Origin of the sequence: Luethyella okanaganae, assembly GCF_042660285.1 — a bacterium.
In the GTDB taxonomy this organism is placed as follows: Bacteria; Actinomycetota; Actinomycetes; order Actinomycetales; family Microbacteriaceae; genus Luethyella; species Luethyella okanaganae.
This window is the reverse complement of sequence record NZ_JBHSTP010000001.1, coordinates 732,832-758,994: the sequence shown is the minus strand read 5'-3', so window position 1 is coordinate 758,994 and position 26,163 is coordinate 732,832. Positions and strand designations below refer to the sequence as shown.

The following is a 26,163-nucleotide window of genomic DNA, read 5'->3' as shown; positions in this document are numbered from 1 at the left end:
CAGTAACACTGGCATCCGGGCTGTTGGTGACCCCAGCGGGATTTGAACCCGCGTTACCGCCGTGAGAGTTGGCTCCCCCGCAACGCTGTGACCGACCACGTTCTGTCCTGTGTTTACAGGGGTTCCGCGTGCGTCAAGTGCGTCGCGGAAGGTCTCGTCGTCAGCGTTCGTTGCCAAAATGTTGCCACGTTTCCGCCCCTGCGGAGGCGGGTAATCCTGGTGCGTCCGGGCACTTGTCGAGTGTGACAAGGTGCCCGCGTCTCCGACGTTGCCCTCTACGACATGACCGCCCAGGGCGCGACCACCCTGGCCTCCGTGCTGATCGAACGGCAGCTCGCCACCGCCGACGAGCGCGAGCGCGAGTATTGGGCCGCGCGGGTGCGCCTGGTGAACCAGCAGCGCACGGCACTGGACCCGGACGACCGGCTCGGACTGATCGCCCAGCAGCAGGCATGGCTCGATGAGATCGACGCCTTGACCGGCCAGGCGACCCGCCGGATCGCGTGATAGAACCCGACGCGCCCAGCGAGGCGCGGCTGCGGCAGGTGTTCGACGCCGCCGTGAGGGGCGCGATCTTCACGCCGGTCCCGGCCGGCGACCGACTCCTGGTGCTGCTCGGCGGCCAGCCGGCCGCCGGCAAGATGCGGGCGCAGGCGGCGATCCTCGCCGAGCATCCGGAGCTGGTGTCCATCACCGGCGACGATCTGCGCGCCTACCATCCCGGTTACCGCGAGCTGGCGGTGGACGACCCGCTGGGAATGCCGGCCGCGACCGCGCCGACCTCCAGCGGGCTCATCCGGCTCGCCCTGGATCACGCGATCGAGCACGGCTACCCAGCGCTGCTGGAGGGCACCTTCCGCGACCCGACGATGGTCACCGGCACCGCGGCCCGGTTCGCGGAGGCCGGCTACCGGGTCGAGGTCGTCGCCGCGCTGGAGGCTCTGCCCGCCGTCACCCGCATCCAGGTCTACGCCCGCGACCGCCGCCTCTACGACAACCATCGCACCCAGGCCGGCGTGTGGGAGCACCAGCCCCACGCGGCCGAGGTGCTCCGCGCCGAGCAGACCCGGCAGCTCACCCCGGCCGAGGCGGTCGGCTGGCTCGCGGACTACGGCGCCGTGTTCGGCGCCGCTCATGCCCGGCGCGGCTACTTCAGCCTGACCACCGCACCCGCCTACTGGCGACTGCAAGACGACGCCGCCGGGATGATCGAGCTGGCGCGGGACGAGCCGAGCGCCGACAAGCAGGCGCTGGAGGAACAGCAGGCCCACCGGAGGATCGCCCTCAAGGCGGCGGCGCCCGAGCCGTCGGGGATCGTCGGACGGGTCGGGCAGACCCTTCGGCGCTCGCTCCCGCCCTATCGCCCCGCGCCGTCGCGTGACGCGCCCGGTCACGAGCCACCGAGTTATCGGACGCTGAGCGGACGGGGAACGTTCGCCGTACCGACGGCAGCGACATGAGTCGAACCGTACTCAGCCCCTCACGCGCAGAACCATGGATCGGCGCTCAGCCTCGGTGAATCACCACTCAGCATCTGCGTCGGCACCTTGTTGCCGCAGGGAGGAGGGAGGGAGCTCGATATCTCTGAACCCCCTCCCTCAGGTCAGGATCAGCCCTGTCCACCGATCTGCTTTTGCTGCCTCGCTGCCGCTATCACGACGACAGTCAGCACCAGGAAGACGACGATCGCGATCGTCCCTGATGACGACAGGGAAGACCCGCTCGCTGTTCCCAGACCGACCATGAAGCTCGCAGTCACCAAGCCGACACCAATTCCGATGCCGAGGACGCCGAGGACAAGGCCGACGGCCATAAGACGGTTATCGATGGACATCTGGTTCACCTCTCTCTTATTGGGCCCAGCAGCTGGGAGGAACCACTCCGGGTATTCCGCCGTTGAGGTAGATAGCATTCACACTGCTCGTGTCCTTACAGATCGTCAAGAACACCACGCCCAGTCCGAGGACCGCGGCGACCACGCCTGTCACCGCGGCCGCCGGGAGTCCAGCAACCGTCAAGGCTGACGCGGCAGCGTAGACGCCGCCACCAGCAGCTGCCAGGGCGATGCCGTTGATGAAGGCCGTCGTGAGGCACGAATCCAGCGCCGTCTGGGGGCCGAACCAGTAGTAGCCTGTGAACCCGGTCTGACCAAGACATGCGGCCAGAGCCATCGCCCCGGCTTGGGTGCCTCGGGCGATGTCGGCGGCGACGGATGACAGGCCGGCCGCCAGCGTTCCTCCGGACTCCACGAACGCCGAGGCGTACCGCTGGGTCGCGGCCTCGTCAGCGCCGAGCTGAAGCGCCTGATCGACGTCGAACACCGCCACGTCGCCGCTATTGTCTGAGGCTGCCAGTAGGGCGTCGAGGTTCGCCTGCTCTTCAGCAGAGATCTCGACCACTGGCGGCGGTTCGATGGGCGCTTCCGCCGCGTTTGCTGCCGGCGCCATGAAGAGCATGGCGAGAGCCGTCGCAGTCGCCGCGGTGATCGAGGTGATCAGCCGCGCCTTATTGCGAGGCCCTCGTGCCTGTGTGGGTGGGTACATCGTTGTCCTTCCAAATGCCGGCGAACCGGGATGATGACGTCGCCCTACCCCAAGGGCTTCGGGCGAGGAGACTCTTGGCTGCCCAGCAGGTTTCCCTCACCAGACCTTCGCATCATGGTCGTCGCCTGTCGGGTCGCTCAAGACTCGACGGCCACTCTTAGCCCTGAGGCCACAGGTGCTATCCACAAAGCTGGATCAGAGGCTGATGATGCCCATCGCGGTGGCACGGAGAACGATCTGATCAACCAGGCGAAGGACGGCCGCGAGTACGGCTACGGTCTCGTGGTCCTCGTGCTCGCCTACTGCGGCCTCCGCTGGGGCGAACTGTCCGGGCTCCGTATCCGTGACCTCGATCTCGACGCGAAGCACCCCCAGCTGACAGTAGAGCAGACGGTCGTGGCCGACAGGGGCTATCAGCGCATCGAGCCGCCGAAGGACTACGAGCACCGCAGCATCCCGATCCCGGCGTTCCTCGTCGGCCTGCTTCGGACGCAGATCGCCGGCCGCGACGGCGACGCTCCGGTGTTCTACGGCATCCGCACCGGCACCTGGCTCCGCAACCACGTCTACCGGGTCGGCTGGTTCGACGACGCCGCCACCGCGGTCGGGATTAAGGGCCTCACGCCCCACGAGCTGCGGCACACCGCCGCCTCCCTCGCCGTCAGCGCCGGCGCGAACGTGAAGGCCGTCCAGCGGATGCTCGGCCACGCCTCGGCCGCGGTCACGCTCGACGTGTACGCCGACCTGTTCGACGACGACCTCGACGGTGTTGCCACGGCGCTCAACCTGGCGGCGATGCAATCAGATGTTGCCAATCTGTTGCCAAGAGCGGCTTAGGCCCTCCAGAGTCCCAACGGCAGAAATGCGAAAACCCCCGGATGACCGGGGGTTTTCTGTTGGTGACCCCAGCGGGATTTGAACCCGCGTTACCGCCGTGAGAGGGCGACGTCCTAGGCCGCTAAACGATGGGGCCGTTTCGACAACTTGAAAAGTATGCCATACAGCGAGCACCGACTCCAAACCGAGACACGTCCAGGCTCAGGCGAACACGTTGAGCGCTCCCGGCACCCAGGGGCAACAGCCGCAGGAACGCTGGCCGCGACATCGGCGACACGATGAAGAGGTCGAGCAGGCCATCGTCGAGCCGGGCGTTCGGGGTGATCTTCACCCCTCCCCTGAAAGAACGACGACGCGCAACGAGGCAGAGGTCCTAGGCCGATTATCGCGGTCAGCCGACCGGGCGGGGCAACCGAACCGCTGCGTGTCGCGCGGTCTATGCCGCCTCGCGCATGTTGCACCACGGGCGGGAAGGGTGTTGGCTCGAAGCATGAGACTGACCAAGTTGGAGCATGCCGCACTCGTTGTTGAGCATTCGGGGGACAAGCTCTATGTCGACCCCGGGACATACACGACGGCGATCACCGAATCCGCCGGAACGGTCGCGGTCGTCATCACCCATGAACACGCGGACCATTGGACGCCGGAACAGCTCGACCGCATCCTGAACGACAGCAAGAACGTGCGGATCTTCGCACCGGCCGGCGTCGCCGCCGCGGCTTCGGACTTCCCCGTCGAGGTCGTGCAATCCGGCGCCGAGGTGACCGTCGGACCGTTCTCGCTCCGCTTCTTCGGCGGCAAGCACGCCCTCATCCACTCGTCGATCCCCGTCGTCGACAACGTCGGGGTGCTCGTCAACGACGCGCTCTACTACGCGGGCGACTCCTTCACGATCCCGGAGGGTGTCGATGTCGACGTGCTGGCCGTGCCGGCATCGGCGCCATGGATGAAGATCGCCGAGGCAATGGACTACGTTACCGCCATCGCGCCGAAGCGCAGCTTCCCCACCCACGAGATGCTGCTCTCCCGCGCCGGCAAGGAGCTCTCGAACGTGCGCATCAAGTGGGCGACCGAGCTGGGCGGCGGGGAGTTCTTCCCGCTCGAGCCGCAGGGCACGCTCGACATCTGACCCGGTGCAGTCGACATTCAGTACGACATTCAGTACCAGTTGACGTCCTCGGAATGCTGCCAGGCGCCACACGGCGAGCTATAACGCGAGGAGATGTAGCCGAGCCCCCAGTTGATCTGGGTTGCCGCGTTGGTGCGCCAATCGTCGCCGGCCGACTGCATCTTGCTTCCCGGCAACGATTGCGGGATCCCGTATGCGCCGCTGCTCGCGTTGTATGCGTCGACCCGCCATCCCGACTCCCGGTTCCACAGACGAACGAGGCAGTCGTACTGATCGGTCCCCCAGCCGCGCGCCGCGACCTGATCGGCCGCATAGGCTCGAGCGCCGGCGGGGTCGACGACGACTCCCGACGGCGGGGTGAACCCGCCGGAGCCCGACCCGTCTCCCGGGTCGGATCCGCCCGCACTCTGCTGCCGCTCTCGATACTCCTGCTCGGCGAGCACCCCTGCTCGATACGCCCGCTCGGTCTCGGCTGTCGAGTTGCGCAGGCTCGCAAGCTGAGCGAACAGTACGTCGGCGATCACGCGCTGTGATGCGAGCTGCTCGTCGGCAGTCTGCTGCGCTCGGTTCGCGTCGTTCGACTCGGCTCGAGCCGTTCCGGCCAGGCGGTCGCGCTCGGTGGCAGCCGCCAGCGCCTGTTTCTCGAGGGTTCTGGCGACGTTGCGGGCGGCGAGTGCGTGCTGCTGCACGGATCGCGTGATCTCGCTCAGCCGGGTCGATGCACCGAGCTGGTACAGCAGGTCGATACGGTTCTGCCGGGTGACGAGCATGCGTGACACAAGATCTCCGGCACCGGAACGATAGAGGTGCGCCCCGAACCTGCCGAGCTGCTCGCCTGCCGCATCCGCTTGCGCGGAGGCCGTGGAGAGCTGAGTCCCGAGCGTCGCGGCCCGTGCCGTCGCCCCGGCGAGAGCGGCATCGGCCGCGGCAGCCTTCGCGGTCGCGACGACAGCGGCGTCACCCGCTTCCGCCGCTCGCGTCTCCAGGCCGGACAGCAGCGACTCGATGCGGTCGACCTCGGCCGCGGTGGCGGCCGTCGATGCTCGGGCGGCCTCGACGTCGGCCCAGCTCGGATAGTCGTCGACCGCATGCGCAGGCACAACGAACGACCCGCCTAACAGGGCGAGAGCCATCATCGCGCCGCCCAGAAGACGCATTCCCTTGCGCATGCGTTGGCGACTCCTCACTCTGCGCGAGTCTAGTTTCGGATTCGAGAGGTCGTGGGAGCACGCGCCAGCACACCCCATCCGATTCTCAGCAAGAGTTTGCTGGCCCGGCTGGCTTCGGATGTGCTACACAGACCTTGTGAGCGATCCAGTCACCGGAAGGCATGACGTGGGAGATCCCTTCATCGTCTACCACCGTCGTGGTCGGCGGACCGCTGCTCTGCGTCTGGTGGCGCTGGCGATAGCGACCGGAGTGGCGGTGTCCGGCGCCTGGTGGCTCGCGCCCCGGTTCGCAGAGGCGGCTCCCGCCCCGACGACGGCGCTCTCCCCAGCGATGGTTCCTATGGTGCCGCAGATCGCACAGGAGGTTCCCCAGCGGGTCGCCGAGCAGTCGCCCAACACCCTGCCGAGCATCGACCTCGGATCACGCGAGGCGTCTCCGGCGGACGTCGCCACATCCAAGCCTCACACGCCACAGAGCCCCGCGCGTTCATTCGAGATCCCGGTGACGGCCACCGGCTATCAAACGGAGATCGATCAATGCCAATGGGTGCGCATGGACATCGGCGCCGTGGCCCCGATCGTGGGAGCCCACACGAGCTGCGGGGGCGAGATCGTCCTAGACATGCAGGCCGGTGACCGCGTCTTCCTGACCGGAAACGGTGTCGACGGCGGCTACGAGGTCGCCATGAGCCGTGACGCGCACGCGGGCGACGACGCAGCGACCGCGACGGCCGGACTCAGCGCTGTCGTCATTCTGCAGAGCTGCTACCGGGATCGCGACGCGGTGCGCCTGGTCGGCCTCCTGCCACTCCCGCCCCCATGATTGAAGTAGCCGATCAAGAGGTTCGTGTCCCCCGCGTGTCAACGTCGGCTGTGGAATACGCTCACCGACGACACCCGCATCGAGGACAAAAACTCCGCTCGATGAAACCGAGACCGTCGTTCAGCGGCGACAGGTGGCCGAAAGAATCAGTCACGTTGTCGAGCCGGACTACCGACCCCGATCCACCTGCGAGTTGAACTTATCCATCGCGGTGCTCCGCCAGGGTTAATCCGCGGGTGGAACGCGGCGAACTGCTCGTCGAGATCCTTGGCCATGACCGACACTTGAATCCCCCGGCTTCCGCGGAACTCAGAGGTTATCGCTGGGGTACCTGGACTCGAACCAAGAATGGCGGTACCAGAAACCGCTGTGTTGCCAATTACACCATACCCCATTGGCCCGAAGCGAACCCCTGGCCGACACGCAACTCTAGCCTACGCACGCGTACCCGACCAAACCGGGCCGGCCACCCGCGCGTGCGGAACGTCGCGAGCCGGCGCCGCTCAATCCAGGCTCGGCTCCACGGCCAGGCTCGGCTCCACGGCCAGGCTTCCGAGCAGGTCCCGGTTGAGGACGGCGGCCACCTGGGCTCCCTGGCCAGCGGCGACGATCAGCTGCCCCGGTCCCGGCGCCGTGGAATCCCCGGCGGCGTAGAGACCGGGGACGCTCGACCGACCGGCGGCATCGACGGCAATGAGTCCCTCGCCGTCGAGAGCGATGCCAAGGCCGTCGAGGAACCCGATCGCGGGCGACCAATCCGGTCGCACGAAGCCCGCAGCACGCGCGATCGTCTCGCCGTCGGCGAGCAGCACCCCTGTCATGCGCCCCTGCTCCCCCACGACGTCGACGATGCCACGGCGCTCGACACGGATGCCGCGTGCGGCGAGACCGGCCTCGTCCCGGGGGGAGATCGCCGTGGAGCCGTTGGTGAACACGATCAGGTCGTCACTCCACTGGCTGACGATGAGCGCCCGTTCCGCGAGGTCGTCCGACTCGCCGATGAGCGCGAGGGCTTCGTCCGCCTTCTCGTAGCCGTCGCATTCGATGCAGCTGTGCAGATCGGTGCCGTACCAGGCGCGGATGCTCGGGATGCAGGGCAGGGATTCGACGAGCCCCGTCGCGACGATCACCGTGCGCGCGGTCGCCGAGAGGTCGGCGGAGCCACGCACTCCGCGGGCGGTGAGCACGAAACCACCGTCGGCGCGCTCGATCGACTCTACGAGGCCTGCGTGAAAGGTCGCTCCCGGGTAGCCCTCGAACTCCTCACGCGCCAGTCTGCGCAATTCCAGCGGTGAAGTCCCGTCGCGGGTGATGAAGCCATGCGAGTGCAGCGTTGCCGCGTTGCGCGGACGATTGCTGTCCACGAGAAGCGTGCGTCGGCGGGCACGCGCGAGATTGAGCGCCGCCGACAGACCCGCCGGGCCGGCCCCGACGACGACGACCTCGAATGCTGCGGCGTTCGACGGGGCGTCCGGTGTTCCGTCATCGCTGTGACTCATCGTCGCCCTCAGCCCGCCAGCTTTCCCGTCAACCGGACGAGGCGCAGGATCGACTCGTCTTTTCCGAGGATCTGCATGGACTCGAACAACGGTGGCGAGACGCGGCGACCGGAGATCGCGACCCGCAGCGGACCGAAGGCCACACGCGGCTTGAGGCCGAGTCCGTCGATGAGCGCGCCGTTGAGCGCCTGCTGCACCTGTTCGTGCGTCCACTCCACAGCGGGAACGCGGTCCAGGGCGTCGACGGATACCGTGAGCACCTCTTGGACGTTCTGGGGCAGGGATGCGAGCGCATCATCGGCGTAGCCGAGACCCGCCGCATCCGTGAACAGGAAGCCCAGCATGCCGGGAGCCTCGCCGAGCAGGGCGATGCGCTCCTGCACGAGCGGCGCGGCCTCGGCGAGCGTTGCCTCCTGCGCCGGGGTCAGCTCCTCGTCAACGATGCCGGCCGCCACCAGATACGGCACCGTTCGTGCGGCGAAGTCCCGCACCTCGAGCCTGCGGATATGGTCACCGTTGATCGACTCGGCCTTCTTGAGGTCGAAACGCGCCGGGTTCGGGTTGACGTCCTCGACGTCGAAAGCCGCGATCATCTCTTCGACCGTGAAGACGTCGCGGTCGTGCGAAAGCGACCAGCCGAGCAGCGCGAGGTAGTTGATGAGACCTTCCGGGATGAATCCCCGATCGCGGTGATGGAAGAGACTCGATTCGGGATCGCGCTTCGAGAGCTTTCTGTTGCCCTCTCCCATGACATAGGGAAGATGGCCGAAGAGCGGCACGAAAGTCGTCACGCCGATGTCGATGAGAGCATGGTAGAGCGCGATCTGGCGTGGAGTCGATGAGAGCAGATCCTCTCCGCGCAGCACGTGCGTGACCAGCATGAGCGCGTCGTCGACGGGATTCACAAGCGTGTAGAGCGGAGCACCGTTGGGGCGCACGACGACGAAGTCGGTGAACGAGCCGGCCGGAAAGGTGATCTCGCCGCGCACGAGATCCGTGAAGGACAGATCGTCGTCGGGCACGCGCAGACGCAGGGCCGGCTCACGTCCTTCCACGGCGAACGCCGCACGCTGCTCGTCGCTGAGGTCTCGGTCGTAATTGTCGTAGCCGAACTGCTTCGGCCGGCCGGCCGCCTCGTTGCGCGCGTCGATCTCCTCGGCGGTGGAGTAGCTCTCGTAGACGTGGCCGGAGGCCTTGAGCCTCTCGATCACATCGTGGTAGATACCGGTGCGCTGCGACTGCCGGTACGGACCATGCGGCCCGCCGATGTCGACACCCTCATCCCAGGTGAGGTTGAGCCAGGTGAGCGCATCGATGAGCTGGTGGTAGCTCTCCTCGCTGTCGCGCGCGGCATCAGTATCCTCGATGCGGAAGATGAGCCTGCCCCCGGTGTGTCGAGCATACGCCCAGTTGAACAGGGCGGTGCGCACCATGCCGACATGCGGAGTGCCCGTCGGAGACGGGCAGAATCGCACGCGAACGTCGCTGCCGGTGGCCGTGGAGAAGGGGTGTGCTGAGTCGGACATCACCCTCGATCCTAGTTGGCGGGAAGCGCCAGGAGGTCGTCGTCGAGGCGCCTGAGCACCTGGAGGGTGGCCGCGACGGCCGGCACCCGTCCGGCACCCTCCGCGGCGACGATGTGCACGGTGCGGTGGTCACGGTTGGCGGTCGGCCTCACGACGACCCCGGCCGGGATGCGCGCGGACTCGATCGCGAGCGTCGGCAGCACGGCGACGCCGAGGCCCGCGGCGACCATGCTCATGACGGCGACGAAGTTGTCGGTCTCATAGGCGATGCGCGGGGCGAAGCCACCCCGATCGCACAGCTCGAGCAGATGGCCTCGGCACCGCGGACAGCCGGCGATCCATGCCTCGCCGTCGAGCGCCGCCAGGTCGACGAGTTCGGATGTCCCGTGCGCATGACCGGAGGGAAGCACGAGCATCATCTCCTCCCTTCTCAATTCGGTGACCGCCAGCCCGTTGGCGCTCTCACGGTGGGGATCGATCCGGTCACCCGGATAGCTGAAGGTGAGGGCGATGTCGGCCCGGTTCTCGCGCACGGCTGCAACGGCCTCGGGCGGCTCGGCTTCGAGGTAGGTGATGCCGATGCCAGGGTGCTGTTCGCTCATCGTCGCGAGCAGCCGCGGAACGATCGTCGGCGAGGCGGAGGGAAAGGCGGCCAGGCGCACTCTGCCGGAGCGGAGGCCGCGCAGCTCCGCGAGTTCGCCGGCCGCGGCATCCAGTGCCGTCGTCACCGGAAGGGCGTGGCGGGCGAGCACGCGGCCGGGTTCGGTCAGCCGCACCCCACGACCTACACGCTCGATCACGGGCATGCCGAGACGTTGCTCGAGTCGTTTGAGATGCTGGCTGATCGCCGGCTGACTGTAGCCGAGTGCGTCGGCGGCGGCGGTGATCGATCCGTGCTCCGCGAGTGCCTGCACGATCCTCAGAGAGTGCGAGTCGAGGTCGAACACCGGCAAGGAAGGCATAGCCGAACAATAACATTCTGTCATGCTTATCCTCGAACACTGGGCATTGTCGAATGACATCCGCGGCCTCATCCTGAACTCATGAACGTCGAGACTGTGCCGGTTCCACGTGCCCGAACCGCCCCGTCGCTCACCATGAGCGATGCCCGCGAGCGCTTCCGTTCCGGTCGCGGCTACCTCGCGGCCTGCACCCTCGGCCTCCCGAGCATCGACACGATCGCCGCGATGCGTGCGGACGCCGAGCGGTGGGAGAGGGGCGCCGCATCCGCGCACGACTACAGCGGCCTCGTCGAACGGGTTCGCGCCGGCTACGCCGAGCTCGTCGCCGTGCCGTCGACCGCTGTCGCGATCGGTTCGCAGGTGTCCGCGTTCGCCGGCATGGTCGCAGGCAGTCTCCCCGACGGCGCCGAGGTGCTCTGTGTCGACGGCGACTTCAGCTCTATGGTGTTCCCGTTCCTCGCCCAGTCCCACCGTGGCGTGACGGTGCGACATGTCGCCATCGCCGAGCTCGCCGAGAACGTGACCTCGACGACGACTCTCGTCGTCTGGTCCCTCGTGCAGTCCGCGACCGGCACGGTCGCAGACACCGATTCGATCCTGGTCGCCGCCCGCCGTCACGGGGTGCGCACGCTCTGCGACACCACCCAGGCGGTTGGTTGGATGCCCGTCGACGCCTCGCTCTTCGACGCGACGGTCTGCCACAGCTACAAGTGGCTGTGCGCGCCCCGTGGAGTCGCCTTCCTCACCGTCTCCGCCGAGTTCGCCGCGGAACTCCGGCCAGGCTCCGCAGGATGGTATGCGGGCGACAACCCCTGGGAGTCCTGCTACGGGCCGCTCATGAACCTCGCACCGGATGCCCGCCGGTTCGACGTCTCGCCGGCCTGGCCGGCCTGGGTCGGTGCGGAGCCCGCGATCGCACTCTTTGGAAAGCTCGACCTCGCCGAGGTGCGCGATCATGTGATCCGCCTCGGCGACGCCCTCTGCGACGGACTCGGGATCGAGCGGCTGAATCAGGCGATCGTGGCCTGGCCCGACCTCGACGGCTCAGATCTGGCTCGGCTTACGGCCACCGGCCTCACGGCATCGGGGCGCGCCGGACGCGCCAGGGTCGCCTTCCACCTGTGGAACGACGATCAGGATGTCGTCGACGCCCTGCGTGCCCTCGACCGCTGAGCCCGGAACCGCCCGAACGCGCGGGTCAGCCCCTCCGGACCGGGTTGGAGAGCACGCCCAGACCAGAGATCTCGACCTCGACGACATCTCCGTCCACGATCGGGCCGACACCGGCCGGGGTGCCGGTGAGGATCACATCGCCGGGCAGCAGAGTCCACACGCTCGAGGCGTAGGCGACGACAGCCGCCACGGGGTGAGCCATGTCGCTCAGCTCGCCCCGCTGACGCACCTCGCCGTTGACGCGCGTGACGACGGTCGCGCCGTCCAGTTCGAACTCGGTGTCGACGACGGGACCGAGCGGGCAGAAGGAGTCGAAGCCCTTCGCGCGGGCCCACTGACCGTCGGCCCGCTGGAGATCCCTCGCGGTCACGTCGTTTCCGATCGTGTAACCGAAGACGACGTCGAGCGCCGCGTCCTCCGTGACGTTCTTCGCGATCCGGCCGATGACGACGGCGAGCTCGCCCTCGTGTTCGACCCGGTTGCTCTGCGGAGGCAGCACGATCGCATCTCCGGGGCCGATGACCGCGGTGTTCGGCTTCAGGAACAGCAGCGGTTCCGCGGGGACCTGCCCGCCCATCTCCTGCGCGTGATCGAGATAGTTCCTGCCGACGGCGACGACCTTCGAGCGCGGGATCACCGGGGCGAGCAGTCTCACCTCGGAGAGCGGAACCCGCTCCCCCGTCGTATCGTAGCCGGCGAACAAAGGATCGCCGGCGAGCACGACGAGCTCATCGTCGTCGACGATGCCGTAAGCGATGCGATCTTCATCGCTGAACCGAGCGATCTTCATTCCGGCGAACCCTCCCGTTCCGAACGTCGGCCGTCACGCATCGAGACGTGTGAGCCACCCGTGACGGTCGGGTAGACGACCGTACTGGATGTCGGTGAGCTCCTGGCGCAGCGACAGCGTCAGTTCGCCGGCCGGGGCATCCGCCGAGCCGACCGTGAACCCGTCGCTCTTGAGCTGCGCGATCGGCGTGATGACGGCGGCGGTACCGCAGGCGAACACTTCGGTGACCTCGCCCGAAGCGACGCCGTCGCGCCATTCGTCGATGGTCACGCGACGCTGCTCGACGGTCAGGCCACGGTCACGTGCGAGCTGCAACACCGAGTCGAGGGTGATCCCCTCGAGGATACTGTCCGATTCGGGCGTGACGATGGTGCCGTTCTTGTAGACGAGCACGATGTTCATCCCGCCGAGCTCTTCGAGGTAGGTGCCCTCTGAGGAGTCGAGGAAGAGCACCTGGGCGCAGCCATGCTCCGCGGCCTCGGCCTGCGGCAACAGGCTGGATGCGTAGTTGCCGCCGGTCTTGGCCGCTCCGGTGCCGCCCTTTCCCGCGCGGGCATAGTCGGTCGAGAGCCAGATCGAGACGGGGTTCACCCCACCGGGAAAGTAGGGGCCGGCGGGGCTGGCGATCACGTAGTAGGCGATCTTCTCGGCCGGCCTCACCCCGAGGAATGCCTCCTTGGCGAACATGAAGGGGCGCAGATAGAGGCTCGTGTCCGGAAGCGACGGCACCCAGGATCCATCGACGGCGATGATCTGCCTGAGTGACTCGACGAAGTACTCGACTGGAAGCTCCGGCAGTGCCAGGCGCCGAGCGGAACGCTGCATCCTGCGCCCGTTGGCATCGGGACGGAAGGACCAGATCGATCCGTCCGCGTGCCGATAGGCCTTGAGCCCCTCGAAGATCTCTTGTGCGTAGTGCAGCACCGCTGCGGAGGGGTCGAGCGGAATCGGTCCGTACGGCTGAACCCGGGGCCGGTGCCAGCCGCCCGTGGCCGACCAGCAGATGTCGACCATATGGTCGGTGAAGTACTTGCCGAAGCCCGGATTGGCGAGGATCTTCTCCCGTTCAGCGGTGGACTTGGCCGCGAGGTTGCGGGTCACGGCGAATTCGAGCGTTCCGCCCGATGTGGTGATGGTCATCGTTCATCCTGTTCGACGGTTGGACTCTGAGCCGTATGGCGAGTCCACACGGGGTAAACCCTAGTCATTCCTGCTCAGCGACCGGGCGATGGCGTCGCCGATTTCGGCGGTGCCGCGAGCTTCCCCCGTGCGAGCGGCGATGTCGGCGATGACGGCCGCGTTCACCCGGGCCGCCTGTTCCGCCAGACCGAGATGGTCGAGCAGGAGGGCGACGGAGAGAATTGCGGCAGTCGGATCGGCCAACTGCTTGCCCGCGATGTCGGGCGCGGACCCGTGGACCGGCTCGAACATGCTGGGGAATCGGCCGTCCGGGTTGATGTTGCCCGAAGCCGCAAGCCCGATCCCGCCGCTGATTGCCGCGGCGAGGTCGGTGAGGATGTCGCCGAAGAGATTGTCCGTGACGATGACGTCAAATCTAGCAGGATTCGTGACCAGGAAGATCGTGGCTGCGTCGACGTGCAGGTAGTCGACCGCGACATCCGGGAACTCGATGGCGACCTCGTTGACGATCCGCTGCCAGAGCGAGCCGGCGAAGACGAGCACATTGGTCTTGTGCACGAGCGTGAGCTTCTTGCGCGGCCGAGCGGATGCGGTGGCGAAGGCGTAGCGCACCACGCGCTCGACGCCGTAAGCGGTGTTCACCGAGACCTCGTTCGCGACCTCGTTCTGCGTCCCCTGCCGGATGGTGCCGCCATTGCCGACATAGGGGCCTTCCGTTCCCTCGCGAACGACGACGAAGTCGACGTCCCCTGGCTCCGCAAGCGGACTCGGCACGCCCCGGTAGAGCACGGACGGCCGGAGATTCACATAGTGGTCGAGGGAGAAGCGGAGTTTCAGGAGCAGCCCACGCTCGATGTTGGCGTCGGCCAGACGAGGGTCGCCCGGAGTGCCGCCGACCGCGCCGAGCAGGATGGCGTCGTGCTGCTTGATCGCCTCGAGGTCCACATCGCTCAGGACGTCACCGGTGTCGAGGAACCGTGCGGCGCCGAGCGAGAAATAGTGGGAGTCGACGACGATGTCGCTTCCCGCGGTAACGGCCTCCAGAACCTTGACGGCTTCCGAGACGACCTCGGGACCGATGCCGTCCCCAGGAATGACGGCCAAGGTGATGACACGGGACATAGAACTCCTCGCTGCGGTGACAGGGACGCCTCCAGCGTAGCGCTCACATTCCCCCGGGAACGATGCCTGCCGGCGGCTCTACGGCATCCTGTGCGACGCCGCCCGCACGAGCAGCGGCACCACGACGCCCAGGACGACCGCGAGCGCCGCGGCGGTCGCGCCTGCGACGAGACCCGCTAGACGACTGACCGCGACGTCGAAGATGAGCATGATCGTACCGGACAGGGTCAGTGCGACCCCGACGAGCACGAACCGAAGCACGAGGTCGCCGAACCTCACGGTCGCCGACTTCACCTGGCGGTGGAAGAGCAGGCGGTGCAGGCTCACCGGCAGCAGGCTCAGAGCCGTTGTGCTGACCGCGACGACGACGAGGCAGAGATAGAGCACGTGCTGGTAGGCGTCGAGGAGTGCGAAACGCGGCTGGAAAGCGATGGCGAGCAGGAATCCCGTGAGGATCTGCGTTCCGGCCTGCGTGACTCGCACCTCCTGGAGGATGTCGTTCCAGTTGCGGTCGGCACGTGAACTCGCCGACTCGGCCCGCCCGTCACCGGGCGCAGCATCCGGTTCCATGACGCCTCCCTCGCCCAACGCTACATCCGCAGCCCGCTCAGCGGGGATTCCAGGGCTCAACGCGCGTTGCGCAGACTGAGCACGGCGACCGTCGCCGCCGCGAGCACGAGACCGACGCCGATCCATGCGCTCAGTCCAACACCGCTGTCGAAGGCGTTCCTTGCCGAATCGAGCAGTTCAGAGGCAGTGCCGGCCGGCAGTCGCTCGGCGACGGCGACGGCACCTCCGAGCGTCTCGCCCGCGGCGATCCTCTGCGCGGCATCCAGCCCGTCTGGAAGCGTGACGGCACTGCGAAACGAGGCGGTCAGGATCGCGCCGAGGGTCGCCGTTCCGAGCACCGCGCCGAGTTCGTACGCCGTCTCGGAGACCGCGGATGCGGCGCCGGCCTTGTCGGCCGGCGCGCTCGCGATGATGAGTTCGTTCGACACCGTCTCGGCCGCGCCGATCCCGATCCCGAGCGCGACGAAGACCAGACCGAGCCCCACAACGTCGATCCTCCCGCCGGTGACGGCGACCGCGGCGTATCCGCCCACGGAGACGAGCAAAGCCGACGGCACGAGGATCGACGGTCGCACACGTTTGGCGATCGGAACGACGACGAGCCCTGCCGCGATCATCGCGACGAGTCCGGGCACGAGCACGAGACCGGCATCGAGCGGGGCGAGCCCGAGCACGAGTTGCAGGTGCTGCGAGACGAAGAACAGCCCGCCGACGAGAGCGATCACGCTCAGCAGGTTGACTCCGACGGCACCGCTGAACGAGCCGAGTGCGAACAGTCCCATGTCGAGCATGGGGTCGGCGAGGCGCAGCTGGCGGCGCACGAACAATGTACCGGCGGCCAGACCGAGCACGATCGGCGCGACCGTGATCAGACCGAGACCGTGCTCGGCGACGGTCTTGATGCCGAACACGATCGGCAGCATCGTCGCGAGCGAGAGCAGGATGCTCAGCACATCGATGCGACCCGGATTCGCGTCGCGCGACTCGGGCACGAGCACCGGCACGAGGATGAGCAGCGGCAGCAGCAGTGGAACGGCGAGCAGGAAAACGGAGCCCCAGGCAAAGTTCTGCAGAAGGACGCCGCCGACGACGGGCCCGAGGGCGCTGCCTGCCGCGAAGCCGCTCGCCCAGATGGCGATCGCCAGACGACGCCTGTCACGGTTCGTGAAGACCGAGCGCAACAGCGAGAGCGTCGACGGCATGAGCATCGCGCCGAAGAATCCGAGAGCGGCCCGCGCGATGATGAGCCACCCGATCGTCGGTGCGAACGCCGCCGCCGCCGACACGATGCCGAATCCAGCGGAGCCGACGAGCAGGAGCTTCCTGCGGCCGATGCGATCGCCGAGACTGCCCATCGATACGAGGAGTCCGGCAAGCATGAGCGGATAGATGTCGATCATCCAGAGCAGCTGGGTTCCGCTCGGACTCAACGCCTTCGAGATCGCGGGCAGTGCGAAGTTGAGGACGGTGTTGTCGATGGACACGAGCAGCACCGGGAGCATGAGCACGGCGAGTATCCACCACTGGCGACGCCGGGTCACGGGAGCGATGGGTGAGGAAGAAACGAGGGTCTCGACAGTCGGGGTCGACACGGTTATCAGCTCTTTCAGTCGTAGGAGACACGATTACTATACCGTCTAGCCGGTATAGTAATCAACTGGCTGCGCGCACTTCTCGCTACGATGGCCGCATGGCCCGCTCCACTCCGACGCGCGACCGCATCCTCGACGCCTTCCAGGAACTGCTCATCGAGCACGGCGAGCGCGCGGCAACACTCGACGCCGTCGCAGCGAGCGCCGAGGTCTCCAAAGGCGGACTGCTCTACCACTTCGGCTCGAAAGAGGCACTCGTCGAGGGTCAGCTCGCGCGGCTCTCGGAACTTGCCGCCGTCGACGCCGAGAACATCCGGAACGCGCCGGAGGGCGCCGTCGACTACCTCATCCGCACCTCGGTGAACACCGGAACGCCCCTCGACCGAGCTGTGCTCGCCGCGACCTGCCTCGCGCAGGGCTCGCACCCGCGGGTCAACGAGGCGATCGCTGCGATGCGGCATGCATGGCGCGCCGCGATCGAGGACGCCGTCGGCGATCCGGAGGTCGCCGAGGTGATCCTGCTCGTCAGCGACGGCCTGTACTACAACTCCGCACTCGCGAGCACGGAACCGGCCGCGATTCAGGCGGACATGGACCGGCTGCTCGCGGTGATCGCCCGGCTGCTGCCCTGAACGCCACCACCCGGCGAGGAGAGGTCAGCCGCGACCCCATAGCAGCTCAGTCGGTGATGTCGATCTCGACCATGACGTCGGCCGCGATCGCCTCCCGCACCGAGGCGAGCAGCCCCGCCGGAACGGGCGAATCGACGGTGAGCACGCTCAAAGCCTGCCCCCCCGCTTCATGCCGAGCGATCTGCATGCCGGCGATGTTGATGCCGGCCTCGCCGAATTCTCGGCCGTAGACGGCGACGATCCCCGGACGATCGGTGTAGAGCATGACAATGAGGTTCTTGGCGATCGGGACCTCGACGTCGTAGCCGTTGATCTCGACGATCTTCTCGATCTGCTTGGTCCCGGTCAGAGTCCCCGAGACCGAGACCTGGGAGCCGTCCGCCAGCGCACCGCGCAAGGTCACCACGTTGCGGTACTCCTCGGACACGGCATCGGTGATGAGGCGCACGGTGATTCCGCGCTGCTCGGCGAGCAGCGGCGCGTTCACGTAGGAGACCGTCTCGCTCACGACGTTCGTGAAGATGCCCTTGAGCGCGGCCAGCTTGAGCACGCTGACGTCGTATGCGACGATCTCGCCGCGCACCTCGACATCGACGTTCGTCAACGGGCTCGTGTGTGCGAGGCCCGAGAACACCTGGCCGAGCTTCTCGAGCAGCGGGATGCCGGGGCGCACGTACGGGTCGATGACGCCGCCGGCGACGTTCACGGCATCCGGGACGAGCTCGCCCGCGAGTGCCAGGCGCACCGAACGGGCGACCGAGACGCCGGCCTTCTCTTGCGCCTCGTCGGTCGACGCACCGAGGTGAGGGGTCACGATGACGTTGTCGAGGCAGAGCAACGGCGACTCCGTCGGCGGCTCACTCACGAACACGTCGAGGCCGGCGCCCGCGATCTCGCCGGTCGTGAGCGCTGCGTAGAGGGCGTCCTCGTCGATGAGCCCACCGCGGGCGACGTTGACGACGAAGGCGGTCGGCTTCATGCGCGCGAGCTGCTCAGCACCGATCATTCCCGTCGTCTCAGGAGTCTTCGGCATGTGGATGGTGACGAAGTCGGCCTGACCGAGGAGCTCGTCGAGGCTTACGGGCTGAACGCCGAGTTGCTGAGCACGGGCCGAGGTGATGTAGGGGTCGTAGGCGATCACGTTCGTGCCGAATGCCTGGAGCCGGGCCGCGATGAGGGCCCCGATACGGCCGAGACCGATGATGCCGACGGTCTTCTCGTAGAGCTCGACGCCCGTGTACTTCGAGCGCTTCCACTGCCCCCGGGCGAGCGCGCCGTGGGCGGCCGGGATATGCCTGGCCAGGCTCAGGATGTGGCCGACGGTCAATTCAGCGGCGGAGATGATGTTCGAGGTCGGCGCGTTGACGACCATGACCCCGGCAGCCGTCGCCGCCTTGATGTCGACGTTGTCGAGGCCGACCCCCGCGCGCGCGATGACCTGCAGCCTGGGAGCGGCCGCGATGGCCTCGGCATCGACCTTCGTGGCTGAACGCACGAGGATGGCATTCGCTTCGGCGATCTCACCGAGCAGTGCCCGGCGATCGGTGCCGTCGACCGAGCGGATCTCGAAGTCGGGGCCGAGTGCATCGACGGTAGCGGGCGAAAGTTCTTCGGCGATCAGCACGACCGGTTTTGACACGATGTATCGGATTCCTTTGACTGCAGGCGAAGCGGGCGGCGCGCGCCACGGCCATTGGGGCGCTGATACACCCTCACTCTAGCCGAGCGCCGGACACCGTCCCGACGCGGGAGCCGCGGTCGTCATATTTCGTTATGAAGCGGTTAGGCCAGCAGACTTCCCGGTCCGAAAACCGAGTAGACGTCGAGATAGAGCGTCGCAGAGACGCCGAGCCCGACGAGGTAGAGAGCCGCCTGTGCGAGCACGCCGCGGCTCCGTCCGAGCCAGAACGCCAGACCGAACAGGATGATCGGAAGCACGAGCGCGAAGACCAGCACGATCCACCCGAAGACGCTCAGCGTCGTGCCCAGCCCGCTCGCGAGGCTGCTCAATCCGACGAGGTTGCCGACCGCCTCCCACACATCGTAGGCATAAGACAGGCCGAAGAACACGGCGATGGTCGTCGCGAGCCAGAGCGGGGTGCGCCTGGTCCCGGATGTGGCATCCATCATGGTCTCGTGGGTGCTCATGCTCCGGCCCCAACCCCCGCGATGAACGGCAGCGGCACGAGCACCACCACGCCGACCAAGAGCCACAGCAGGCGTAGCCGCGGCCGGCCCAGAGTGAGCCAGAACGTCACTCCAAACCACAACGTGGGAGCGACGATGGCGAACCAGAGTCCCAGGGTGAACATGAAGCCGCCGACGACATCGCTCGCCCCGTTGACGACGCGTCCAGCGGCCACCGCCCAGCCGACGGTGTAAAGCAGGTAGATGCCACCGAGAACGCCGAGCAGGATCAGCACGGTCGAGCTCGCCGCGTACTCCTCGACAGCAGGCTCGTCGACGGCATCGTTCCCGGCATCGTTCCCGGCATCCGTCGCCGGTTGACCGACGACGGTCCAGCCCGGAGCGAGATCACCCTCGGCCGCGTGACGCTTGCCAAGGAGCGTTGGATCGTCTTCCCCCGGCCAGCTCAAGGCGTCGTCGTCGGAGTGCCGCGTCATGCCTTCACACTAGCGGTCGGCCCGATCCCGTGGACAGCGCTCACCGCCGCAGCCGCGATCGCCTCATCCGTGCGGTCGAAGCTCGCCTCACCACCGCCGGGACCACTCGGCGCGACATCGTCCACGACACGTCTGGCCGAGAGGTGGACGGCGTCGACACCGGAGGCGAGGAGCGTCGGGATGTCCTCGACCCGCACACCGCCACCTGCCATGATCTGCAGGCGCCCCACCGAACGTTCCACCATCGTGGCGAGGGTGCGAACGCCGTCGATGCTCCGGACGGCTCCTCCGGAGGTGAGCACGCGGTGGAGTCCGAGCTCGAGAAGGACGTCGATGGCGCGCAGCGGGTACGATCCGGCGTCGATCGCACGGTGGAAGGTGACATTCAGTCCGTCGGCGGCCGCGACGAGCTCGCGGGTCGCCTCGATATCGACCTCTCCGTCGCGAGTGAGCGCTCCGATGACGACCCCGTCCGCCCCGGCGTCCCTGGCTGCACGGATGTCGCGCACCGTCGTCGCGAGCTCGCTCGGCGAGTAGACGAAGCCGCCGGGGCGCGGACGAACGAGCACATGCACGAAACCCGGTGCTCCAGCCGCGCGCGCGGCATCGACGGCACCGCCGATCAGGCCGATCGACGGAGTCAGCCCGCCTGCGGAGAGCGCACCGCACAGCTCGACGCGGTCCGCGCCCACGGAGAGGGCTGTCGCGACGCCGTCGGCATCCTGAACGGCGATCTCGATAGCCGATCGTGCGGTCATGGCTCGCTCCTCGTGTCGGGCTGGCACCGCGTCGCCCGTCGTGAGCGCCGCCCGGAATGACGCGACACGAAGAAGTGGCGCTTTCGCGATCGGTTGTCTAGCGGGCGACCTCGCCGTCGACGTAGTCGTCGTCGTTCGAGGCGTTCCACGCGAACAGCTTGCGCAACTCACGTCCAGTGGCCTCGATCGGGTGGGCCTCGCCCTTGGCGCGCAACGCCAGGAACTCGGGGGCACCCGCGTCCTGGTCGGCGATGAAACGCTCGGCGAACGCGCCGGACCGGATGTCGGCGAGAACGGCCTGCATGTTCTCCTTGACGTGCGGGTCGATGACGCGCGGGCCCGAGACGTAGTCGCCGTACTCGGCCGTGTCAGAGACGCTCCATCGCTGCTTGGCGATGCCGCCCTCCCACATGAGGTCGACAATGAGCTTGAGCTCGTGCAGAACCTCGAAATAGGCGACCTGCGGCTGATAACCGGCCTCGGTCAGGGTCTCGAAGCCGTACTGCACGAGCTGAGAGACACCACCGCAGAGCACGGCCTGCTCACCAAACAGATCGGTCTCGGTCTCCTCGGTGAAGGTGGTCTTGATGCCACCGGCGCGGAGGCCGCCGATCGCCTTGGCATAGCTCAGGACGAGCGACCAGGCATTGCCCGATGCATCCTTCTCGACGGCGACGATGACGGGGACGCCACGGCCGGCCTCGTACTCGCGACGCACCGTGTGACCGGGACCCTTGGGGGCGACCATGACGACGTCGACGCCCTCTGGCGCCTCGATGTAGCCGAAACGGATGTTGAAGCCGTGACCGAAGACGAGGGCCTTGCCCTCGGCAAGGTTGGGCTTCACATCGTCGGCGTAGAGGTGGCGCTGCACCTGGTCGGGGGCGAGGATGACGATGACGTCGGCCCATGCGGACGCCTCGGCTGCGCTCAGCACCTGAAAGCCGGCCTCCTCAGCCTTGGCCTTGGACTTCGAACCCTCCTTGAGGCCGATGACGACCTCGACGCCGGAGTCGCGCAGGTTCTGCGCATGGGCGTGGCCCTGCGAGCCGTATCCGATGACGGCGACCTTCTTGCCCTGGATGATCGACAGATCAGCGTCTTTGTCGTAATAGATCTCAGACATGCGTGTTTCTTTCTCCTTGATGGTGGCGTATGGGCGTGATGACGCGTTCAGTTCTTGAAGACGCGCTCGGTGATCGACTTCGAGCCGCGGCCGATGGCGAGCAGGCCGGATTGGGCGATCTCCTTGATCCCGTAGGGTTCGAGCACCCTGAGGAATGCACCGGTCTTGCCGGAGTCTCCCGTGACCTCGATGACGAGGGCGTCAGCCGCGACGTCGACAACACGGGCACGGAACAAGGTGACGGCTTCGAGCACCTGAGAACGAGTCGCGTTGTCGACCTTCACCTTGATGAGCAGATGCTCGCGGTGAACGGACTGCGCTGGGTCGAGCTCGACGATCTTGATCACGTTGATGAGCTTGTTGAGCTGCTTCGTGACCTGCTCGAGTGGAAGGTCTTCGACGTCGACGACGACGGTGATGCGCGAGAGCCCCTCGATCTCGCTGTGGCCGACGGCGAGGCTTTCGATGTTGAAGCCACGACGGGCGAACAGGCCGGCGACGCGTGTAAGCAGACCGGGCTTGTCTTCGACGAGCAGGCTGAGGACATGGGTGCTCAAGGTCACTCCTCTCCCCAGGTCGGCGCATGATCCTTCGCGTATTGCACGAAGCTGTTCGAGACTCCCTGCGGGATCATCGGCCACACCATCGCGTCGCGGCTCACCACGAAATCGATGACGACGGGACGGTCGTTCGTCTCGAGGGCGAGCGTGATCGCCGGGTCGACCTCTTCCTCCTTCGTGACGCGGATGCCCAGGGCTCCATAGGCATCGGCGAGCTTCACGAAGTCGGGGATCATGGCCGTCTCGTGCCCGGTGTTCAGATCGGTGAAGGAGTGGCGACCATCGTAGAACAGGGTCTGCCACTGCCGCACCATGCCGAGCGAGGAGTTGTTGATGATCGCGACCTTGATCGGAATATCGTTGATCGTGCAGGTGGCGAGCTCTTGATTCGTCATCTGGAAGCATCCGTCACCGTCGATCGCCCACACGGTCCTGTGCGGCTGGGCCACCTTCGCGCCCATCGCCGCCGGGATCGCATAGCCCATGGTTCCTGCACCTCCGGAATTGAGCCAGGCGTTCGGGCGCTCGTACGCGATGAACTGCGCCGCCCACATCTGGTGCTGACCGACACCGGCCGCGTATACACCCTCGGGGCCTGTGAGCTCGCCGATGCGCTGAATCACGTACTGCGGCGCGAGCAGACCGTCGGTGGGCTCGGAGAAGCCGAGCGGGAACTCGCTGCGCAGCCCGTCGAGATAGCTCCACCACTCGTCCGTGTCGGGCGTCGTGCGCCTGGCCGCATCCGTGTAAGCCGCGGTGAGGTCGGCGATCACGTCTTTGGCGTCGCCAACGATGGGAACGTCGGCAGCGCGGATCTTCGAGATCTCTGCCGGGTCGATGTCGACGTGGACGATCTTGGCCTTGGGAGCGAACTCGGCGACCTTGCCCGTTACCCGGTCGTCGAAGCGTGCGCCGAGCGAGATGATCAGATCGGCCTCTTGCAACGCCAACACCGCGGGCACCGTCCCATGCATTCCAGGCATGCCGAGGTGCAGTCGATGCGAGTCTGGGAATGCGCCTCGTGCCATGAGCGTGGTCACGACGGGAGCCTTGCTGGTCTCGGCCAGAGCGAGCAGCTCCTCGGAGGCTCGGGCACGGATGACGCCGCCACCGACGTAGAGCACGGGCTTCTTGGCCTCGACGAATAGCTGCGCGGCCGCCTGGATCTGCTTTCCGTGCGCCCTGGTCACCGGTCGGTAGCCGGGCAGGTCCAGCTTCGGCGGCCAGGCGAACTCGAACGAGTTCTGCTGTGCATCCTTCGTGATGTCGACCAGAACGGGACCGGGGCGTCCGGTCGAGGCGATGTGGTAGGCCTCAGCGATCGTCGCGGGGATGTCTTCGGCGCGTTTGACCAGGAAGGAGTGCTTGGTGATCGGCATCGTGATGCCGACGATGTCCGCCTCCTGGAAGGCATCCGTGCCCATGAGGTGCGAGAAGACCTGACCGGTGATGGCAAGGAGCGGGACCGAGTCCATATGCGCGTCGGCGATCGCGGTGACGAGGTTCGTCGCACCGGGGCCAGAGGTGGCGATCGCAACGCCGACCCTGTTGCTCGACGACGCGTAGCCCTCGGCCGCGTGGCCGGCACCCTGCTCATGCCGCACGAGGATGTGTCGGATAGCGGTCGACGACATGAGTTCGTCGTAGAAGGGGATGACGGCTCCCCCGGGGATTCCGAAGACGTCGGTAACGCCGAGGAGCTCGAGAGAGCGCAGGATGGCGCCGGAACCCGTGAGGGTTTCCGGGCCGACTCGACTCTTCGGTGCGCTGGGTCGCGCGACGGGCGATGGCACGGGCAGTGATTCCGTGGACATTGGGATGGTTTCCCTTGATGAGTGGGTGATGGATATGCGGGCGCGAAGCTACCCCGTGATCGCGCCTTCCGCTGCGGAGTGCACGAGCTTGGAGTATTTCGCGAGGACGCCACGGGTATAGCGCGGAGGAAGCGGGGCCCAGCCTTCACGGCGGGCGGCCAGCTCAGCCGGTTCGACGCGTAGATCGAGTGAGCGAGCTGCGATATCGACCCGTATCAGATCACCATCGCGCACGAAGGCGATGGGACCAGCGTCCACCGCTTCGGGTGCTATGTGGCCGATGCACAGTCCGGTTGTGCCACCTGAGAATCGACCGTCCGTCAATAGTAGTACATCCTTACCGAGGCCAGCGCCTTTGATGGCACCGGTGATCGCGAGCATCTCGCGCATGCCTGGGCCTCCCTTCGGGCCTTCGTAACGGATGACGACGACGTCACCCGTGCCGATCCTGCCCTCGGTGAGAGCGTCCATGGCCTCGCGCTCGCGCTCGAACACACGCGCCGGCCCTTCGAAGACCTCGAGATCGAAACCAGCGGTCTTCACGACGGCGCCCTCGGGTGCGAGGGAGCCGTGCAGGATGCTGAGACCGCCGGTCGCGTGGATCGGATTGTCGAGCGTGCGCACGACCTCGCCGTCGAGCGGGTCGGGAGCGAGCGTCTCGAGGTTCTCCGCGACGGTCTTGCCGGTTACCGTGAGGCAGTCGCCGTGCAGGAGTCCGGCATCCAACAGCGCCTTCATGACGACGGGGACGCCACCGACGCGGTCGACGTCGTTCATGACGTACTTGCCGAAGGGTTTGAGGTCTCCGATGTGCGGCACCCTGTCGGCGATGCGGTTGAAGTCGTCGAGCGTGAGGTCGACCTCGGCCTCACGGGCGATCGCCAGCAGATGGAGGACGGCGTTGGTCGAGCCGCCGAACGCCATGACGACGGCGATCGCGTTCTCGAATGCCTTCTTGGTCATGATGTCGCGGGCGGTGATGCCGAGGCGCAGCAGACCGACCACCGCTTCGCCAGAGCGATGGGCGAAGTAGTCGCGGCGACGGTCGGCGGATGGCGGCGCGGCGGAGCCGGGGAGGCTCATCCCGAGCGCCTCGGCGACGGAGGCCATCGTGTTCGCGGTGTACATTCCGCCGCAGGCACCCTCGCCGGGGCAGATCGCCTTCTCGATGCGGGTGAGGTCCTCCTCGCTCATCGTTCCGGCCTTGCACGCCCCGACCGCCTCGAACGCGTCGATGATCGTCACGTTCTTCTCGGTGCCATCGGAGAGCTTGACCCAGCCGGGGGCGATGGATCCGGCGTACAGGAAGACAGAGGCGAGGTCCAGGCGCGCCGCGGCCATGAGCATACCGGGCAGGGACTTGTCGCAGCCCGCGAGCAGCACGGAGCCGTCGAGGCGCTCGGCCATCATGACGGTCTCGACCGAGTCGGCGATGACCTCTCGCGAGACGAGCGAGAAGTGCATGCCCTCATGACCCATCGAGATGCCATCGGAGACCGAGACGGTGCCGAACTGCAGCGGGTATCCCCCGCCGCCGTGGACGCCCTCTTTGACGGCCTGCGAGAGGCGGTCGAGCGAGAGGTTGCACGGGGTGATCTCGTTCCATGAACTGGCGACGCCGATCTGGGGCTTCTCCCAGTCTTCGTCACCCATGCCAACGGCGCGAAGCATGCCACGCGACGCGGCCTTCTCGATCCCGTCGGTGACATCTCTGCTGCGTGGCTTCAGGTCGATCTCCGGCATGTACCGAGTCTAGAACCTCTCTGGAAGGCTC

Annotated in this window: 26 protein-coding genes, 2 tRNA genes and 1 pseudogene; 7 read left to right on the top strand and 22 right to left on the bottom strand. The window is 67.0% G+C overall.

Annotated features, from left to right (window positions below; translation table 11 throughout):
* Nucleotides 1-282: 282 nt before the first annotated feature.
* Both ACFQB0_RS03500 and ACFQB0_RS03495 read left to right on the top strand, forming a co-directional pair.
* On the top strand, nucleotides 283-507 hold the full coding sequence (locus ACFQB0_RS03500) for a hypothetical protein (RefSeq protein WP_386727632.1): 225 nt from the start codon (nucleotides 283-285) through the stop codon (nucleotides 505-507).
* Nucleotides 504-1,460, top strand: coding sequence for a zeta toxin family protein (locus ACFQB0_RS03495; protein ID WP_386727629.1), 957 nt, complete (start codon nucleotides 504-506; stop codon nucleotides 1,458-1,460). Before ACFQB0_RS03500 ends, ACFQB0_RS03495 begins: the two co-directional genes overlap by 4 nt.
* Nucleotides 1,461-1,609: 149 nt before the next feature.
* Here ACFQB0_RS03495 and ACFQB0_RS03490 read toward each other — a convergent pair whose 3' ends face one another.
* Nucleotides 1,610-1,834, bottom strand: a complete 225-nt coding sequence (locus tag ACFQB0_RS03490) for a hypothetical protein (protein WP_386727627.1) — start codon at nucleotides 1,832-1,834, stop codon at nucleotides 1,610-1,612.
* 16 nt (nucleotides 1,835-1,850) lie between these two features.
* The gene (locus ACFQB0_RS03485) at nucleotides 1,851-2,543 is read right to left on the bottom strand and encodes a hypothetical protein (protein ID WP_386727625.1); all 693 of its coding nucleotides are present in this window, start codon (nucleotides 2,541-2,543) and stop codon (nucleotides 1,851-1,853) included.
* A 114-nt stretch (nucleotides 2,544-2,657) separates the two neighbouring features.
* Here ACFQB0_RS03485 and ACFQB0_RS03480 point away from each other — a divergent pair, with 114 nt between their 5' ends.
* Nucleotides 2,658-3,380: a site-specific integrase gene (locus tag ACFQB0_RS03480; protein WP_386727623.1), complete on the top strand. Its 723-nt coding sequence runs from the start codon at nucleotides 2,658-2,660 to the stop codon at nucleotides 3,378-3,380.
* A 60-nt stretch (nucleotides 3,381-3,440) separates the two neighbouring features.
* On the opposite strand, the gene ACFQB0_RS03475 is transcribed toward ACFQB0_RS03480, so the two are convergent.
* Together ACFQB0_RS03475 and ACFQB0_RS03470 are read right to left on the bottom strand one after the other, a co-directional pair.
* Nucleotides 3,441-3,516: transfer RNA gene (locus ACFQB0_RS03475), tRNA-Glu, on the bottom strand.
* Nucleotides 3,502-3,732 (bottom strand): annotated as a pseudogene (locus ACFQB0_RS03470) (hypothetical protein); the annotation flags it as partial. The pseudogene ACFQB0_RS03470 and the gene ACFQB0_RS03475, both read right to left, overlap by 15 nt.
* A gap of 138 nt (nucleotides 3,733-3,870) precedes the next feature.
* On the opposite strand from ACFQB0_RS03470, the gene ACFQB0_RS03465 reads away from it, so the two are divergent.
* Nucleotides 3,871-4,509: an MBL fold metallo-hydrolase gene (locus ACFQB0_RS03465; RefSeq protein ID WP_386727620.1), complete on the top strand. Its 639-nt coding sequence runs from the start codon at nucleotides 3,871-3,873 to the stop codon at nucleotides 4,507-4,509.
* A gap of 29 nt (nucleotides 4,510-4,538) precedes the next feature.
* Here ACFQB0_RS03465 and ACFQB0_RS03460 read toward each other — a convergent pair whose 3' ends face one another.
* Nucleotides 4,539-5,678 carry a coiled-coil domain-containing protein gene (locus ACFQB0_RS03460; RefSeq protein WP_386727618.1) on the bottom strand — a complete coding sequence of 380 codons (1,140 nt, stop codon included), beginning with the start codon at nucleotides 5,676-5,678 and terminating at the stop codon, nucleotides 4,539-4,541.
* Nucleotides 5,679-5,814: 136 nt separating this feature from the next.
* Here ACFQB0_RS03460 and ACFQB0_RS03455 point away from each other — a divergent pair, with 136 nt between their 5' ends.
* Nucleotides 5,815-6,501, top strand: a complete 687-nt coding sequence (locus ACFQB0_RS03455; protein ID WP_386727616.1) for a hypothetical protein — start codon at nucleotides 5,815-5,817, stop codon at nucleotides 6,499-6,501.
* A gap of 322 nt (nucleotides 6,502-6,823) precedes the next feature.
* Here the strand turns inward: ACFQB0_RS03455 and ACFQB0_RS03450 are convergent.
* The 4 genes from ACFQB0_RS03450 to ACFQB0_RS03435 all read right to left on the bottom strand — a co-directional run bounded on the left by ACFQB0_RS03450 (nucleotide 6,824) and on the right by ACFQB0_RS03435 (nucleotide 10,488).
* Nucleotides 6,824-6,895: transfer RNA gene (locus tag ACFQB0_RS03450), tRNA-Gln, on the bottom strand.
* 109 nt (nucleotides 6,896-7,004) lie between these two features.
* Nucleotides 7,005-8,000: an NAD(P)/FAD-dependent oxidoreductase gene (locus ACFQB0_RS03445; RefSeq protein WP_386727614.1), complete on the bottom strand. Its 996-nt coding sequence runs from the start codon at nucleotides 7,998-8,000 to the stop codon at nucleotides 7,005-7,007.
* Between the two features lie 8 nt (nucleotides 8,001-8,008).
* Complete coding sequence (gene gltX, locus ACFQB0_RS03440) at nucleotides 8,009-9,526, bottom strand: glutamate--tRNA ligase (protein WP_386727612.1); 1,518 nt, start codon at nucleotides 9,524-9,526, stop codon at nucleotides 8,009-8,011.
* Between the two features lie 11 nt (nucleotides 9,527-9,537).
* A complete protein-coding gene (locus ACFQB0_RS03435; RefSeq protein WP_386727609.1) occupies nucleotides 9,538-10,488 on the bottom strand; it encodes a LysR family transcriptional regulator in 951 nt (316 codons plus the stop codon).
* An 81-nt stretch (nucleotides 10,489-10,569) separates the two neighbouring features.
* Here ACFQB0_RS03435 and ACFQB0_RS03430 point away from each other — a divergent pair, with 81 nt between their 5' ends.
* Entirely contained in the window at nucleotides 10,570-11,661 is a 1,092-nt protein-coding gene (locus ACFQB0_RS03430) for an aminotransferase class V-fold PLP-dependent enzyme (RefSeq protein WP_386727607.1), read from the top strand.
* Nucleotides 11,662-11,686: 25 nt separating this feature from the next.
* Here ACFQB0_RS03430 and ACFQB0_RS03425 read toward each other — a convergent pair whose 3' ends face one another.
* From ACFQB0_RS03425 to ACFQB0_RS03405, 5 genes are all read right to left on the bottom strand, one after another.
* Nucleotides 11,687-12,451, bottom strand: a complete 765-nt coding sequence (locus ACFQB0_RS03425; protein ID WP_386727604.1) for a fumarylacetoacetate hydrolase family protein — start codon at nucleotides 12,449-12,451, stop codon at nucleotides 11,687-11,689.
* 33 nt (nucleotides 12,452-12,484) lie between these two features.
* Nucleotides 12,485-13,591 carry a branched-chain amino acid aminotransferase gene (locus ACFQB0_RS03420; RefSeq protein WP_386727602.1) on the bottom strand — a complete coding sequence of 369 codons (1,107 nt, stop codon included), beginning with the start codon at nucleotides 13,589-13,591 and terminating at the stop codon, nucleotides 12,485-12,487.
* A 60-nt stretch (nucleotides 13,592-13,651) separates the two neighbouring features.
* Entirely contained in the window at nucleotides 13,652-14,713 is a 1,062-nt protein-coding gene (locus ACFQB0_RS03415; RefSeq protein ID WP_386727600.1) for a 3-isopropylmalate dehydrogenase, read from the bottom strand.
* Between the two features lie 78 nt (nucleotides 14,714-14,791).
* On the bottom strand, nucleotides 14,792-15,283 hold the full coding sequence (locus ACFQB0_RS03410) for a DUF6328 family protein (protein WP_386727598.1): 492 nt from the start codon (nucleotides 15,281-15,283) through the stop codon (nucleotides 14,792-14,794).
* 56 nt (nucleotides 15,284-15,339) lie between these two features.
* The gene (locus ACFQB0_RS03405; RefSeq protein WP_386727596.1) at nucleotides 15,340-16,875 is read right to left on the bottom strand and encodes an MFS transporter; all 1,536 of its coding nucleotides are present in this window, start codon (nucleotides 16,873-16,875) and stop codon (nucleotides 15,340-15,342) included.
* A 98-nt stretch (nucleotides 16,876-16,973) separates the two neighbouring features.
* Between ACFQB0_RS03405 and ACFQB0_RS03400 the strand changes: the two genes are divergently transcribed.
* Complete coding sequence (locus ACFQB0_RS03400; RefSeq protein WP_386727594.1) at nucleotides 16,974-17,507, top strand: TetR/AcrR family transcriptional regulator; 534 nt, start codon at nucleotides 16,974-16,976, stop codon at nucleotides 17,505-17,507.
* A gap of 46 nt (nucleotides 17,508-17,553) precedes the next feature.
* On the opposite strand, the gene serA is transcribed toward ACFQB0_RS03400, so the two are convergent.
* From serA to ilvD, 8 genes are all read right to left on the bottom strand, one after another.
* Nucleotides 17,554-19,146: a phosphoglycerate dehydrogenase gene (gene serA, locus ACFQB0_RS03395; RefSeq protein WP_386727592.1), complete on the bottom strand. Its 1,593-nt coding sequence runs from the start codon at nucleotides 19,144-19,146 to the stop codon at nucleotides 17,554-17,556.
* 143 nt (nucleotides 19,147-19,289) lie between these two features.
* Nucleotides 19,290-19,655 carry a hypothetical protein gene (locus tag ACFQB0_RS03390; RefSeq protein ID WP_386727590.1) on the bottom strand — a complete coding sequence of 122 codons (366 nt, stop codon included), beginning with the start codon at nucleotides 19,653-19,655 and terminating at the stop codon, nucleotides 19,290-19,292.
* Complete coding sequence (locus tag ACFQB0_RS03385) at nucleotides 19,652-20,131, bottom strand: hypothetical protein (protein ID WP_386727588.1); 480 nt, start codon at nucleotides 20,129-20,131, stop codon at nucleotides 19,652-19,654. The genes ACFQB0_RS03390 and ACFQB0_RS03385 overlap by 4 nt, the downstream gene beginning before the upstream one ends.
* A complete protein-coding gene (locus ACFQB0_RS03380) occupies nucleotides 20,128-20,889 on the bottom strand; it encodes a copper homeostasis protein CutC (protein ID WP_386727585.1) in 762 nt (253 codons plus the stop codon). Before ACFQB0_RS03380 ends, ACFQB0_RS03385 begins: the two co-directional genes overlap by 4 nt.
* Before the next feature lie 97 nt (nucleotides 20,890-20,986).
* Complete coding sequence (gene ilvC / locus ACFQB0_RS03375) at nucleotides 20,987-22,015, bottom strand: ketol-acid reductoisomerase (RefSeq protein ID WP_386727582.1); 1,029 nt, start codon at nucleotides 22,013-22,015, stop codon at nucleotides 20,987-20,989.
* Between the two features lie 47 nt (nucleotides 22,016-22,062).
* Nucleotides 22,063-22,572 (bottom strand): acetolactate synthase small subunit, encoded by a 510-nt coding sequence (ilvN, locus tag ACFQB0_RS03370; RefSeq protein ID WP_386727580.1) that lies wholly within the window; start codon nucleotides 22,570-22,572, stop codon nucleotides 22,063-22,065.
* Nucleotides 22,573-22,574: 2 nt separating this feature from the next.
* Nucleotides 22,575-24,389 carry an acetolactate synthase large subunit gene (locus tag ACFQB0_RS03365; protein ID WP_386727577.1) on the bottom strand — a complete coding sequence of 605 codons (1,815 nt, stop codon included), beginning with the start codon at nucleotides 24,387-24,389 and terminating at the stop codon, nucleotides 22,575-22,577.
* A 48-nt stretch (nucleotides 24,390-24,437) separates the two neighbouring features.
* Nucleotides 24,438-26,132 carry a dihydroxy-acid dehydratase gene (gene ilvD / locus ACFQB0_RS03360; protein ID WP_386727574.1) on the bottom strand — a complete coding sequence of 565 codons (1,695 nt, stop codon included), beginning with the start codon at nucleotides 26,130-26,132 and terminating at the stop codon, nucleotides 24,438-24,440.
* Nucleotides 26,133-26,163: the final 31 nt, after the last annotated feature.